Consider the following 14,218-nt stretch of genomic DNA (forward strand, 5'->3'; position numbering starts at 1 on the left):
GTACCTGCGTTCTCATTCATTGGGTGTGAGATACCCGATGGTCGAATGAATACGTTTAGCATTGTAAAAACAGAGAATGTATTCATTTGTCATAGCAGTTGCCTTTTCGACTCATACTTGCCTTCATATTGTAGGTTTTTAGACGGGCCTGGTAGTCATGAGAAGCATACTGACTGCCTCGATCAGAGTGATGCAAGACTTCACCAGTTGGACGCTGCTGCTGATGCGCCCGATCAAGCGCCTGAAGGACTAATTCCTTTGTCATCCGATCACTCATTTGAAAGCCCACAATTTTGCGGCTATACAAGTCCATGACGCTCGCCAAATAGAGCCATCCTTCATCCGTGGCGATGTAGGTGATGTCGGTCACCCAAGCTTGATTGGGTGCCTTGGGCCTGAATTGGCGGTTGAGTACATTCTCAGCAACGGGCAGGTTATGTTTGGAGTTCGTTGTCGCTTTATATTTTTTAACGGTTCGGGATTTCAGCCCCTGCTCCTTCATCATTCGAGCGACGGTCTTCTCCGAAACGTTCCTGCCTTGTCTATGAAGCATCTGTGTAACCTTCGGGCTTCCATAAAGCCTACGGGAATCCAGAAAAATTCGCCGAATACGCTGTTCCAGCTTTTTACGGCTTTTCTCTCGTTTGCTGACTTTACGTGTGGTCCATTTGTAATAACCGCTTCTGGAAACGCCCATAGCAGCACATAGCTTTGCGACACGGCACTCGAAGCGGTGATTGTGGATGAAGGCATAGATCAGCGCCGGTCTTTTGCAAAGTAGTGCATGGCCTTTTCGTATTATTAGGTCAGCCAGAGATTTCTGGTTGGCTTATTTTATTAGGCACTTTAAGATGGCAGAGTCGGGAAGAACGTTGGCCTTTTAGGGAGTATAGATCCCGTTCTTAAAACTGTTCTCCCCACCACCCTCAATCACCATGTTTGAGCTGGTAGAGGCAAGTGACCTCGTATCACAAGCGAAGCTATGGGACGTGGAAAAGCGTGGGATTACCGACAAATTGTTAGGGGGAGGTTGTTATGGAACCGGTTGTAGGAATAGACATTGCCAAGGGTGCTAGTGTGTTGCAGGTTTTTTTTAAAAGGAATGAACCTTACGGGAAAGCCGAGAGCATTTCGCATGACGAAATCGGATTCAAACGTTTAGGAGAACTTTTGACAGAATTACAAGCAAAAACGTTGGTCGCTCCCGTAGTTATCTTAGAAGCAACGGGACATTACCACCGTCCACTCGTGAGTTATTTAGTAGACGGTGGCTGGAAGCATTTCGTCATTAATCCCTTGCAGTCAAAACGGGCTAAAGGAACTCAATTACGCAAGGTCAAGACAGACGCAATGGATGCCTGGCACTTAGCAGATATGTATTATCGTGGAGATGTCAAACCTCATCGAACATGGGAAGAGACGTATACCGAACTTCAACATGTGACGCGGCAGCATGAGTTCGTCACAGATATGTTTGTGCAAGCCAAATTGAACGCGAGAGCTTTGCTCGATCAGGTCTTTCCAGCCTACACAGAGGTGTTTTACAACCTGTTCTCTGTAACGGCTTTGAACGTGCTACAACAGTGTTTAGACAGAAAAACAGAGGGGCTAGTCGAATTAATCCAAACGTTTGCGGGGAGATCTCACACTAAAAGGTGGGCTTACGAGAAAGCAGAGCAACTTGATCGGTTGTTGCTTACTTGGAACAAACAGACGAAAAGCCCGTCTCAGACAGCCATGCTCTCGAGCATGATTCAACTTCTGCTGGCGTTCATCAACCAACTCAGTCACCTAGAGAAACAGATGAATGAAATCTCCTCATTCCTACCTGAAGTAGCATTAGTGAAAAGTGTACCGGGTATAGGGGATAAACTTGCCGCAGCCATTGTAGCTGAAATGGGTAACGTCAAGCAATTTACAAGCGCCAAACAACTCGTTGCCTTTGCGGGGCTCGATCCCGGTATTTTCAGTTCGGGAAAATTTACAGCTACGAGTTCCCGTATTACCAAACGGGGTTCAAAACGGCTTCGACGCTCCTTATATTTAGCGGTTCAATGTGGACTAAGACGGAGCTCCAATCGGAAAATCAAGGAATATTACGATAAAAAAAGGAACGAGGGCAAGCCCTACAAGGTGGTCGTGATCGCCTGCGCCAACAAGCTTCTCCATCACGTTTACGCCATCCTTAGTAAAAGCCAGCCCTATAAAGAGTAATATCCATATTTAACCATAACCTTCAAGCCAATGAAGGTTATTTGTGTTGCACAAAAAGTATAACATTCTATTTGACTTTAACCAAGCGATAATGCTTGACAAACATTAGCTGGTTTTATAAGAAGGGATAATTTTTGTGGAAGAAATTAATTTTTTAAGTAAAGACGAGGTATTGTCAAAAGGGTTAGAGTTTGCGGACGATGTTTGTTTTTCAGGAGAGTATGGCCAGCAAGTCTTTTATAAACCAATGGAAGTAGGAGGAGTGGCTGTAAATGGGCTTTTATATGAAAAACATAGAAATGGAAATTTAGCTTATTATTGCTATTATGAGAATGGTATCCCTGAAGGTGTTTTTGTTACCTAATATGAAAGTGGTAAGGTAGAGGGTTTTCGGAATATGAGTAAGGGAACAGTGATTGGTGAGTGGGTTTCTTGGTTTGAGAATGGGGCTATTAGATCCGTTGCGCAATGTATATATAGTTTTAAAAAAACGTATAAAGAGTGGGACACAAATGGGCAATTAATAAAAGAAAAATTAGGACCAAATGATTTCGAAAAAGCTATGATTGAAAAATGGACTAAACAAGATGAAGAATAAAATGATAGCAAAAGTTGATGAAATACAGGGGCAGGGACGTCCAAAAGCTTATTCCTTCTGACTATAGGGTGGAATAAGCTTTTTCTTATGTCAAAAAACAGGTTTTTTTTTGCATAAGGGCTAAGTAAATATTTTTACATTTAATTACCGATATATAGTGAAAGACGGTAACATTACTAGAGAAGGAGATTTCAATTATAAATCTCAAAAAAATTCTCTAACACTAACAAGGAGAAAGTAACACATATGGATAAAATTCAAATCGGAAAAGAAATACGCTCTGCAATCAAGCGTGGAGATACTCAAAGAGTAATGGAGTTAATAGGGACAAATGCTGAATTACTTCATATGATGACTCCTTTTGGAACGTGGCTTCACGTAGCTGCATCCAAAGGACAGCTTGAAATTGTTAAGCGACTTATAGACATTGGTGCTGATATGAACAAGCAAGGCGGGGTATTTAATGGCGGGGCCATAAATGAAGCCGCCTCAAATGGACATTTTGAGATAGTTAGATATTTCGTAGCTAATGGTGCTGATTTAGATGTAAGTGAGCCAGAGAAAAATCCTTTGTTCGGTGCCATTAGCAATGGACATGTACATATTGCAAAACTTTTAATAGAGAGTGGCATGGATACTAGTGTCAAGTATAGTGGTGAAGTGATGAAAAACACAGATGCCCTAGCTTTTGCACGTAAAATGGGACAAACGGATATTGTTCATTTATTAAACGTTAACGATATCAATGAAAATGAAATAGATAGCACTACTATGATCGAGCAAAATAGTCATGATGAAATCATTAAGCATGTATCCGAATTTTTCGGAGAGACCATGAAAACCATTAGCGAAATTGTGCCCGGAAGCAGAGTAGCCATCAATATCCATATAATACCGCCATCTAATGAAAGAGATTTCGCAACTCTTTTTACAACAGGTATGAGCGATCTGCCTATGGATGATTCCGATGAGGCTAAAGATTTTAAATATGCAGAATTGTTACTGAAGCTGCCGTCAAATTGGACCATAAATAAAAAGGCAATGAGTGATTCTAATCAATACTGGCCATTAGGGTGGTTAAGAAAAACAGCGCATATCCCACATATGTATGATGGTTGGTTAACGGATGGCGTTATATTGCCTAATGGAGAGCCTCCCCAGCCATTTTCAGCCAATACAAAATTGTCGTGTATGATGGTTTGTAATCCTCAGGAACAGGGTTTGAAAAATTTATTAGATAAGCAAGGGAGATTAATTCATTTTTATACGTTAGTGCCTATATTTGAAGAAGAAAGAAAGCTTGCTTTGGAAAAAGGGTGCGATTATTTAATCGGCTTATTGTTAGAAAAAGGAATAATGGATGTTCTTGATATTAATAGAGAAAGTGTGAGTATTACATGATTGGTGAAGCCCATCGCCGGCATATGACTATATAATGATTTTAAATGCTTCCCGATCAAAATGAATTTCAGGAGGTTTTAATAATAGATAGTCCAGGAACAGTATCACTATGGTTTGGAAAATGTGATAGTGAAGATGAAATGAGACACTATTTAGCAATAAAGTTTGACGAACAAGGTGACAGAATGAAATCGAAGTTTATGATTGATTTCCATTTAGATTTTATAGATTACAACGAAGATTTAGTAGAGTTTACTTATCTTAACCTCCCCACAACTTCCATTGCAGAATTATTGAAAAATGCATCATATTCAGAGAACATGACAAATGAGCTGGTTGATTTTTATGGGGACGAGTTATCAGAGGAATGTAATGTAGTTATTAGATTATATGATGTCGAGTATGAAGGGGCTGTAGAAGAAGCAATTCTTCATGGCGAAAAAATTGAATTTATGGGTTCTGTTATTTACGAGTGAGACACCTAATGTACTAAGGCGTGTAGGAAACTGTAAGCGAGCCAGATTCTGATCGAAGCCAGCTACAATTGTATTCCGGCTACTACCAGGAATGTTATCCCTCATTAATGTTAACTTTCTACGTAACGAAAGGCAGTTTTATGCCCTTCGTTTCAAGGTGCCTCTCCCTGCACTAAGAAAAATTTGGCGGACACAGCAGCAGCTATTTCAACCGAATCAAGGGTAAAGGCACAGGCTGCGGACACAGGGGCCGCTAATACGCTGCCGTAAGCCATTTTGCAGGGGAATTGAGGGCAATAGCGGATTTCCTGTCCGCTTACGTCCTAAAATTGGGTTAAAAGCCAGAATAGCGGAACCTCAGTCCTCCAAAAGAGCAGGCAGCCTCCCGAACTGCGTGGTGTTAGCCCCAGCCATAGACACCGCCCCAATGATCTCAGTAACAAATGCAGGCTGCGATCCCTTTAGCCATGAATCGTCAGATGAGATTGGCCTCGAATAAGCGCTAAGCAACCAGCAGCAGACCGTCTCCGCTTTGCATACACACCCTAAAACAATAAAATCGAATTCAAAGGAGAATTTATGAAAACAGTAAAAGAATTCTACGATGAACAAATTGCTGAAATAGCTTGGTTTAGCAAGTGTGGGGAAGGGGCGGATTTTACCCTCCATTCTGAGTATTCTTGTCTAAATAACTGGAGAGAGGCAGAAAAAAGCCTCAACTCTAGATGGGATAACTTCAAATTAGAAATTAGAAACGGTCTAACCGTAGCTCTGCATAAGGAACATCTTGACGCCTATAGACAGTGGAATAGCATAACAATTGAAGCCAAAAAGCTTTTGAAAAATGGAGTCTTGAATGATATCTCCTTGTACGCCAAAAATAATCATCTAAACGAATCGGTATATGAAAGTGTGGAGTGGGACCTGCTTGCAGCTATGATGGAGCATGCCTATAGCCCTTATATCAAGCCTGGATTTTATACGCAACTGTTAAAAGTATATCAATCAGGTCATATCCCATGCGGCTGGAAAGGAAAATGGCCAGAAGGCCAGTTATTAGTATTTTAGAATTTAGTATTTTAGTGTTTTGGCAATTTATTATTTTAGTGGATTATAGCAAGCTGGCTATTTGTTGATGACAATGAGCTCATTCGGTCTGAAATTCGTAACGATACAGCGTTCATCCTCATAAATGGCAACGCCGCTCCAGAGATCATACGGATACAGGCTCCAGTCGCCCTCTCCAAACGAGGTGACGTAGCAGATAAGCTCGCCGGTCAGCATGTCAAAGCGCCCTAGGTTAAAGGTTCGATCAGCCGTTTGGCATACGACAAGAAATTCGGCTTCACTGCGAATATGGCAAGCCTGCATGCGGGTCAGCTGTCTGGACCAAAGCTTTTTCTTCGGAGATAGCTCCACAAGCTGGAGCCTATGATCCGTATTTCCGTCGTAGAACAACGCTTGTCCTGCGAAAAAAGCTTGCTGCGGCCGCGAACCGGCCTTTTTCTTCATTTTCCATTCGGGCTCATTGCTCTCCAAATTGAAAGCGATAATCTCGCCCGCATAGCTGCTGGAAACCATCAGCTGCCCGTGAAAATGCGGAGCTGCAGCGATCGCCCAGCCGCCCGCATACTTGAATTCATGGGCGATGTCCCATTGGTTTGGGACGATCTCAATGATTTTAGAGCTTCCGGTAGCTGCGAAGTATCTGCCTTGATGCTTTTGAATAGCAGAGTCCAGCCATTTAACCCGATGTTTTCGTTTAGACAGCGTTTTGCCAGTCAACGGGTCAACGGTTTGGATTTCCGTGCCGCGGCAGCAGAAAAGCGTACCGTCGATTAAAGACAGGTTATTGCTATTAAGCTCTTTAAAAGCTTTGGACCAAAGTTCGGCGCCGGTATCCCGATCAAGCGAGCTCCAGCTGTAGCGGGAAGCGATAATGATCCTATTTTCCAACAGTAGAGGGGCTGCGTTGATTTCATCACATAATCCCGCATGATTCGGCAGCGTATAACGCCAGACGATTTCACCAGTCAGCCTATTAACAGCGGCAAGCTCGCCAGCAAGCACTTGGGGCGCTTGCGGCTTATTTTTGTTCAAAGCGACATAAATGATGTCTCCATCTACCGTAAAATAAGACGGCTCACAAAAGTCATCGTTATCTCCAACTAGCGAAATCTGAAATACGTTCATGCTCCACGATCAGTCCTTTCCTATCCATCGAAAATAAGGGGCTATTATGTAGTACCCAATAATCGCCGCAGCTTCTCCTCCGTCCCTGATCCTTCCAACGGGGTATAGACGGTGCAGCGCAGGTCTACGCTGCCGAGCACTTGGAAGGACGTCAGCGCGAACAGCATTTTGCTCGTTTTGGAGTGGCGGAATTCGATCGTGACCTCCGGTGAGCGGCTGACCTGGCTGCGCTGCCATAATGCTTCAAATTCAGGATGGAGCCGCGACATTTCCTCGATAAAATGGTCATACCATTCATCGCCCATATATTGGCCGTAATAGGTGCGGAAGATCGCAAGGTAGCCTTCCACGAACGTTTCCCAATTGACAGCCAGACTGCGCAGCTCCTTGCGGGTAAACAGGAGGCGAATCAGGTTCCGCTCGGCATAGGGAATCGATTTGAAATCGACAAATACATGCGCCGCAGCCTCGTTCCAGCCGACAATATGGCAATGCCGATCGGAAATAATCGTTGGACAATAGCGAAGCTCCGTTAAGATTCGCTGCAACGAAGGGCTAAGCTTAAGCTCCTCCTCTTCCAGCTTCAAGCCGCCTCCGCCCGTCCCCGCATGATGGCCAAACGCCAGCCCAAAAATATAGTCGCGTTCATCCGCTGTCAGCAGCAGCGCGCTTGCAATCGACTCCAGCACTTGGGTGGACACATGAATGTTACGCCCCTGCTCCAGCCACGTGTACCAGGTTGCGCTGACGTTCGCGAGCTGCGCCACTTCCTCCCTGCGCAGTCCCGGCGTGCGACGGCGAATGCCAGCCGGCAAGCCCACTGCCTGCGGCTTAATTCCAGCGCGCTTCGCCTTCAGAAAAGACGCAAGCGCTTCTAGCCGAATACGATCGGACAAAACTCTCAAACCCTTCCCATTACGCTGTTATTTGTTATTGTAGTATAGCCAATACTAGGATAAACGACAACTTGTAATAGGATAATTCGTTTGCCATAATACAATCAATCGAGATAAGCAGTTTATGATTGGAAAGCGGGGAACAAATGATGAATAGAGTCGTTGTGACAGGGCTTGGTGTCGTATCGCCATTAGGAGTAGGAGTAGAGACGTTTTGGCAAGGAATGCTTGCGGGAAAATCGGGCATTGGCCCTATCGATACATTCGATGCATCGAACCATAAGACGCATTTCGCCGGTCTAGTGCGGGATTTTAATCCGGAGGAGCGGTTTGGGAAAAAAGAAGCCCGCAAAATGGACCGCTTCACCCAGTTTGGCCTCGCGGCAGCGGAAGAGGCGCTTGCCGATTCGGGCTTGCAGCTGGAGCAGCTGGACCGTGAGCGGCTTGCGGTATATGTCGGCTCTGGCATTGGCGGTCTGCAGACGCTGCAGGATAACGAAGGGCAGCTGCGCCAGCGCGGGCCAGGCCGGGTCAGTCCGCTGCTCGTGCCAATGATGATTGCCAATATGGCAGCTGCGCAAATCAGCATTAGGCTTGGCTCGCTCGGCCCGACGCTTGCGCCAGTTACTGCCTGCTCTGTGGGCAATACCGCCATTGGCGAGGCGTTCCGCCTCATTCGCGGCGGCTGGGCGGACGTTGTGTTTGCCGGAGGCTCAGAGGCAGCCGTAACGGATATTGCGGTTGCAGGCTTCGGCAATGCGACCGCGATTTCAACTCGCAACGAGGAGCCGGAGCGGGCAAGCCGTCCTTTTGACAGCGGCCGGGATGGCTTTGTGATGTCGGAGGGAGCGGGCATTATGGTGCTGGAATCGCTTGAGCATGCGCAAAGCAGAGGAGCACGCATTTATGCAGAGGTAGTAGGCTATGGAGCGACCTCGGATGCTTATCATATCGTAGCGACCCCGCCTGATGGAGATGGGGCCTACCGGGCAATGAAGCTTGCGCTGCAGGAAGCGGGACTAGCACCTGCGGATGTGGATGTGATTAGCGCGCATGCCACTAGTACTGAGGTTGGCGATCGCTCGGAGGCTTCGGCGATTCGCCGCTTGTTTGCAGCCGATGGCAAGCAGCCGCCAGCTGTCACGGCGACGAAGTCGATGCTGGGGCATATGCTCGGGGCATCGGGAGGCGCCCAGGCGATTGCCCTCGCCAAAGGCTTGCAGGAAGGCGTCATTACGCCGACGATCAACTACGAGCAGGCGGACCCGGCCTGCGGAGATTTAGACATCGTAGCGAACGAAGCGCGCCGTGCAAATATAAAGGTCGGCCTCACGAACTCCTTCGGCTTTGGCGGCCATAATGCGGTCATTGCGATGCGCAAATTTGAGGAGTAACCATAAACACTAGGAGAAATATTCTAAATGAACAGCTGTAGCGCAAGGTCAAGCTGAGCTTCTATATGATTTTTTTGTTCCCCCAATGAGCAGCGGCTGAATCGCCTGCTGCTCATTGGGGGCTCTTTATTTCTTCAAGCATTCATCCGCATAAATTGGGGGATAAGCACATTCAGCTCTTTAATAAAAGCTTCGCAAGCGAGCGATTGCTTCTTTTTGGCATGCAGCCAGTAAAAATCGACGGGATGCTCGACCTGAAGCGGGATCGGAACGATATGCCCGGTCATGACGTAAGGATCATTTTTCAAGGAAATATCCAAATAAAAGCCGATGCCGAGTCCCTCGCTGATGACCCGTTTAGAAACCTCGGAATGCTTGGAATGAAAAATTTCCCGGCTCGTGCCATACGCCTGAAGCTCCTCCTTCATACGCTCCGAGGTGCTGATAATCGAATGCTTCCCAATTTCCTCCATGGAAAGGCTCTCTTTGTAGGCCAAAGGCGACTTGCCTCCAACGCATGCCATAATTTTGCACGTTAAAAACTTTTCGGCGACCAGATTTTTAAAGGACATTTCCTCCGGCGTTCCAATAAGTCCCACATCCCAATCTCCGCTCAACAGCCGCTCTTCTATTTCGCTAGGATGGCTTTCTGTAATTTCCAGCTCAACAAGCGGATATTTCTCTGAGTAGTGGGTGAGCAGCTTGGGCAAAAAGCTGGTGCAAGCCCCGAAGGTCGCCCCGATGACAAGCCGTTCGTTCAGAAGCGAGCTGTTCAGCTTGGCCGTCTCTGTGAAGTTATCCCAGCGCGACAAAATATCCTCAGCCATCTGAATCAGGTTATTGCCCACAGCAGTCGGGCGGGTTCCCGAGCGGGTGCGGGTAAAAATCGCCAGGCCGATCTCATTTTCCAAGGCGGCTATCGAGTTGCTGATGTTGGGCTGCGACAAGTGAAGCTTCTCCGCAGCCAGAGTAATGGAACCGCTATGCGCTACCTCGACTAAATATCTCAATTGTTCAATACGCATATTAGATCACCTCTTCTGTCATAAGCTCGGGTTATGGAAACATTGTTTTTATATATTTTACATTGTAATTAGGAATGTGTAACATTTCAATTAATAAATCCTTGCAATCCAATCGGAAATTACAAAATTACGATAAGGCTTAAGACTGTTAACAGGAAAACGCAAGACTGGCAGCCATTCAGCAGCATGACATTCATTAGAGAGGTTGTGAAAAATAGTTATGGCAGACAAACTCGCTCCTTTTCGTTTTGCCAAAAGAGTGCCGCAGCAGGCGCCGATGGGGGCGGCGCAAGCGTCCAATCGCACCGATGTCGTTCCGCTATCCTACGGTTCTCCGGCATCGGCATCATTTCCCTATGATGCGCTCCAGCAGGCGGCATCTGATGCCATTCTGACGCAAGGCCACGCTGCCCTGCAATATTCGGGAGCGGATGGCCCGGCTGTCGTTCGACAATGGATTGCCGAGCGATCCGTCTTGCGGGGAATCCATGCCGCTCCGCAGGAGGTGCTCGTCACCTACGGCTCAGGGCAGGCGATCGATTTTGCTTGCCGGGCTATTTTGGAGCCGGGGGATCACGTCTGGGTAGAGGCCCCAACCTTCTTCGGTGCTCTGAATACGTTTCGCTCCAGCGAGGCGGTGCTTACCTCGTTCCCCATTGATGAGCAGGGCCTCAGAGTCGATTTGGTGGAGGAAGCGCTTGAGCAGTCGGCCCGTGCAAATTTGCCGCTTCCGAAGCTGCTGTACTGCATTCCGAATTATCATAATCCGGGCGGAATCAGCTTATCCCTTTCCCGCCGCAAGCGCCTTGCCGAGCTGGCGTTGGCCTATAATTTTTTCATTCTGGAAGATGATGCCTACTCGGAGCTGAATTTTGGAGCTGTCTATTTGCCAGCTATTTATAGCTTTGCCCCGCAAAGAACGATTTACTTGGGCACATTCTCAAAGACGATTGCTCCAAGCATAAGGTTGGGCTGGGCGATCGCGTCGCAGGATACCGCAGGCAAGCTGGGCTCCTTCTTTCATGGAAGCCGGGCCAGCGCATTTACCCAGCAGATTATCGGAAATTTACTAAGCGGCTATTCGCTTGAGACGCATATCGAGCAGCTCATTGCCCGATACCGGGAGCAGCGTGACAGCATGCTTGCTGCACTGGACAAGCATTTAAATGGAGTGGTGGAATATGCGGTTCCCGAAGGCGGATTTTTCGTCTGGCTTCGGTTTAAGGAAGAGGTGGACACCGGGGAGCTTGTAACGTATGCCGCTGAGCGCGGAGTCAGCTTCATTGATGGTCGGCAGTTTTATTTATCGCCGGAGGACGGGAAGCGCTACGCCAGATTATCGTTCAGCTACTGCGATGGGGATGCGCTTGAGCTCGGCATTATCCGGCTAGCCGAAGCGTATCAGGATTATCGAGACGATCAGGCAGCTCAAATCGTTTGAAAAGCTTGAAAAATTTAAAAAGCATACAAAGTATAAGTTTTGACACAGAAATTACTACATCCAAAGGCGGCGTTTCAGCCAGCAAATCAGGAGGAATTATAAATGAAAGCAAAATGGACAACTAGAATGAGCTATTTAATTTTTGCAGCTATGGTGCTGCTGCTAGCGGCATGCGGCAGCCAGCAGCAGGAAGCGGCGGGTACGAATGCTGCGGCTTCGGCAGAGGTAGCCGCTGCACCTGCAAGTGCGGAGCCGGCTTCATCATCTGCGGCGTCGGAGCAAGATGCAGATAAATACAAAGGCGTTGTCGTCCACCTTGAGGGCAGCCAGGTCGGCCCTATGATCGTAGGCAAGGAAAAGGGCTGGTTCGCGGAAGAGATCGGCAAATACGGCGCAACCGTCGAGTTTCAGACGCTTGCAAGCGCGTCCCAATACAATGAGGCATTGGCGGCGGGCAGACTGGATATCGTCCGTACAGGCTATATTGGCACAATTACAGCTCAAGCGGCCGACATTGCCTTCAAGTCCATTGCCGAAGGCAGCAGCGGAGCGCCTGATGCGATTCTTGTTCCGCAGGCAAGCGGCATTCAATCCATTAAAGATTTGAAGGGTAAAACGATCGCTGTTGCGAAAGGAAGCAGCTCATGGGGCTTGCTCCAGCATGCGCTCAAGAAAGAAGGCATTTCGCCAGATGATGTCAAGCTGGTCAACCTTCAGCCTAGCGACGCACAGGCGGCGTACCAAGGCGGACAAGTTGACGCTTGGGTTATTTTTGAACCGTACCGGAGCCAGGAAACGAGCAGCGGGTCATCCCGAATCGTAGCCGAGTCGTCCACAATCGGCTTGTTTACCCCGGGCTATGTCGTTTCTCGAACAGAATTCGCGGACCAATATCCTGAGCTTGTAGAGGCTTTTCTCAAAGCCTACCAGAAATCAATTGACTGGCAAAAAGCGAATTTGGACGAGGCGGTTGCCCTGAACGCCAAAATCAAAAATGTGAGCGAGGATACAATTCGGGCATCCATGGCGAATCCAAGCTCTGAGCCGACAAATCTTCCGATTTCGGAGGAAGCGACGAAATTTCAGCAGGAAACGGCCGACCTCATGTTCGAACTGGGTGAAATTAAAACGAAGGTTGATGTGTCCAAAGTTATTGATAACACCTTCATTACGAAAACATTGGCAGATATAAAGGCAGCAGTGAATAAATAATGCAGGATGGAAGTGGCAATGACATGAAGCAATTGAACGAACAAATGAACCTGGGCGCCTTTGTGTTTACTTTTGGCCATCATTTTGCGGCCTGGCGCCATCCGGGTACGGATACGAATGAAATCATTAGTATGGATTTTTACAAGGAATTGGCGGCAAGCGCGGAACGCGGCAAGCTGGATATGCTGTTTCTGGCGGATTCCGGATCAATCCCGCTGAGCGATGCGGAATCGAGCGCCCGCTTCGTCTACCCGGAAGCGACTGCCGTGCTTGGCGCGCTCGCTGCGATCACGGATAAAATCGGCATTGCGGCAACCGTATCTACGACATTCAATGATCCTTACAATGTCGCACGTCGGTTTTCGACGCTGGATCATCTCAGCAAAGGGCGCGCCGCCTGGAATGTGGTCACCTCGACCAAGGAGGGAGACGCGCTGAATTACAGCATGGAGAGGCTGCCGGAGCATGGCAGCAGGTATGATAGAGCGCGGGAATTTTTAGATGTAACGAATGCGCTATGGGATAGCTGGGAGGATGACGCCCTTCTATGGGACAAGAAAGCAGGCTTGTTTGCTGACAAGGAGAAGGTGCATCTGCTGGAGCACCGCGGCGAGTCCTTCTCGGTGCTGGGGCCGCTTAATATTCCAAGGTCTCCGCAGGGACGCCCGGTCATTATTCAGGCAGGGACTTCCCCTGCTGGATCACGGTTCGCAGCAAGCGGGGCGGATGTTGTGTTTACAGCATGCGAGGATAAAGAAGAATCGATCCGCTTCTATAAGCATGTGAAGGGGCTGCTTCCCGAATTCGGGAGAGAGGCAAGCGATGTGAAAATATTGCCCGGCCTGATGTATTTTGTAGGTGCGACTGAAGCCGAGGCAAAGGCGAAGGAAGAGGAGTTTTACGAGCTGATATTGCCATCCGCAGGCGTCACGTATTTATCACGAATGCTGAATGTGGATTTATCGGGCTATTCCATTGATGAGCAGCTGCCGGATATCCCGCTTGAGGGCAATACTAGCCGGGCGAAAATCATCGTGGAGACGGCGCGGAGAACGAAGCAGACGATTCGCGAGCTTGGCTTGCATTTTGCCGTAGCCCGTGGACATATGAAGGTGCGAGGCACGCCGGAGCAAATTGCCGATGTCATGGAGGATTGGTTCCGCAGCGCAGCCTGCGACGGCTTCAATATTATGCCGCCGCTACTGCCGGGGGGCATGGGAGAATTTGTCGATCAGGTCGTTCCCGTCCTGCAGCGCAGAGGCTTGTTCCGCACCGAATACGCGGGAAATACGCTGCGGGACCACCTGGGGCTCCGCCGTCCAATCAGCCAGTTCGCAGCAACCGTCAATACGGCGAAGGAGGGATAGC

13 protein-coding genes and 1 pseudogene are annotated in these 14,218 nt (G+C 48.0%); 10 read left to right on the forward strand and 4 right to left on the reverse strand.

The window, feature by feature from the left end:
* Positions 1-12 precede the first annotated feature (12 nt).
* Positions 13-802: pseudogene (locus AC50X8_RS12170) on the reverse strand (IS3 family transposase); the annotation flags it as partial.
* A 233-nt stretch (positions 803-1,035) separates the two neighbouring features.
* Between AC50X8_RS12170 and AC50X8_RS12175 the strand changes: the two are divergent.
* The 6 genes from AC50X8_RS12175 (at position 1,036) to AC50X8_RS12200 (ending at position 5,757) form a co-directional block, all read left to right on the forward strand.
* Complete coding sequence (locus tag AC50X8_RS12175; RefSeq protein WP_056042052.1) at positions 1,036-2,214, forward strand: IS110 family RNA-guided transposase; 1,179 nt, start codon at positions 1,036-1,038, stop codon at positions 2,212-2,214.
* Positions 2,215-2,350: 136 nt separating this feature from the next.
* The gene (locus AC50X8_RS12180; protein ID WP_494879949.1) at positions 2,351-2,578 is read left to right on the forward strand and encodes a hypothetical protein; all 228 of its coding nucleotides are present in this window, start codon (positions 2,351-2,353) and stop codon (positions 2,576-2,578) included.
* Positions 2,579-2,611: 33 nt separating this feature from the next.
* Positions 2,612-2,812: a hypothetical protein gene (locus AC50X8_RS12185; protein ID WP_494879950.1), complete on the forward strand. Its 201-nt coding sequence runs from the start codon at positions 2,612-2,614 to the stop codon at positions 2,810-2,812.
* 246 nt (positions 2,813-3,058) lie between these two features.
* Positions 3,059-4,213, forward strand: a complete 1,155-nt coding sequence (locus tag AC50X8_RS12190) for a suppressor of fused domain protein (RefSeq protein ID WP_494879951.1) — start codon at positions 3,059-3,061, stop codon at positions 4,211-4,213.
* Between the two features lie 44 nt (positions 4,214-4,257).
* Complete coding sequence (locus AC50X8_RS12195) at positions 4,258-4,689, forward strand: immunity 22 family protein (protein ID WP_494879952.1); 432 nt, start codon at positions 4,258-4,260, stop codon at positions 4,687-4,689.
* A 579-nt stretch (positions 4,690-5,268) separates the two neighbouring features.
* A complete protein-coding gene (locus tag AC50X8_RS12200; protein WP_494879953.1) occupies positions 5,269-5,757 on the forward strand; it encodes a hypothetical protein in 489 nt (162 codons plus the stop codon).
* A 57-nt stretch (positions 5,758-5,814) separates the two neighbouring features.
* Here the strand turns inward: AC50X8_RS12200 and AC50X8_RS12205 are convergent, their stop codons facing one another.
* Both AC50X8_RS12205 and AC50X8_RS12210 read right to left on the reverse strand, forming a co-directional pair.
* Complete coding sequence (locus AC50X8_RS12205) at positions 5,815-6,882, reverse strand: outer membrane protein assembly factor BamB family protein (RefSeq protein ID WP_494864136.1); 1,068 nt, start codon at positions 6,880-6,882, stop codon at positions 5,815-5,817.
* A 44-nt stretch (positions 6,883-6,926) separates the two neighbouring features.
* Positions 6,927-7,778 carry a helix-turn-helix transcriptional regulator gene (locus AC50X8_RS12210; protein WP_494864135.1) on the reverse strand — a complete coding sequence of 284 codons (852 nt, stop codon included), beginning with the start codon at positions 7,776-7,778 and terminating at the stop codon, positions 6,927-6,929.
* A gap of 149 nt (positions 7,779-7,927) precedes the next feature.
* Here AC50X8_RS12210 and fabF point away from each other — a divergent pair, with 149 nt between their 5' ends.
* Positions 7,928-9,172 carry a beta-ketoacyl-ACP synthase II gene (gene fabF / locus AC50X8_RS12215; protein ID WP_494864146.1) on the forward strand — a complete coding sequence of 415 codons (1,245 nt, stop codon included), beginning with the start codon at positions 7,928-7,930 and terminating at the stop codon, positions 9,170-9,172.
* A gap of 134 nt (positions 9,173-9,306) precedes the next feature.
* On the opposite strand, the gene AC50X8_RS12220 is transcribed toward fabF, so the two are convergent.
* A complete protein-coding gene (locus AC50X8_RS12220; RefSeq protein ID WP_056039393.1) occupies positions 9,307-10,197 on the reverse strand; it encodes a LysR family transcriptional regulator in 891 nt (296 codons plus the stop codon).
* Positions 10,198-10,417: 220 nt separating this feature from the next.
* On the opposite strand from AC50X8_RS12220, the gene AC50X8_RS12225 reads away from it, so the two are divergent.
* The 3 genes from AC50X8_RS12225 to AC50X8_RS12235 all read left to right on the forward strand — a co-directional run bounded on the left by AC50X8_RS12225 (position 10,418) and on the right by AC50X8_RS12235 (position 14,217).
* A complete protein-coding gene (locus tag AC50X8_RS12225; protein WP_494879954.1) occupies positions 10,418-11,638 on the forward strand; it encodes an aminotransferase-like domain-containing protein in 1,221 nt (406 codons plus the stop codon).
* A 102-nt stretch (positions 11,639-11,740) separates the two neighbouring features.
* Entirely contained in the window at positions 11,741-12,850 is a 1,110-nt protein-coding gene (locus tag AC50X8_RS12230; protein WP_494879955.1) for an aliphatic sulfonate ABC transporter substrate-binding protein, read from the forward strand.
* A gap of 23 nt (positions 12,851-12,873) precedes the next feature.
* Positions 12,874-14,217 carry an LLM class flavin-dependent oxidoreductase gene (locus AC50X8_RS12235; RefSeq protein WP_056040097.1) on the forward strand — a complete coding sequence of 448 codons (1,344 nt, stop codon included), beginning with the start codon at positions 12,874-12,876 and terminating at the stop codon, positions 14,215-14,217.
* Position 14,218 lies beyond the last annotated feature (1 nt).

Source organism: Paenibacillus sp. JT22N15 (genome assembly GCF_059383755.1).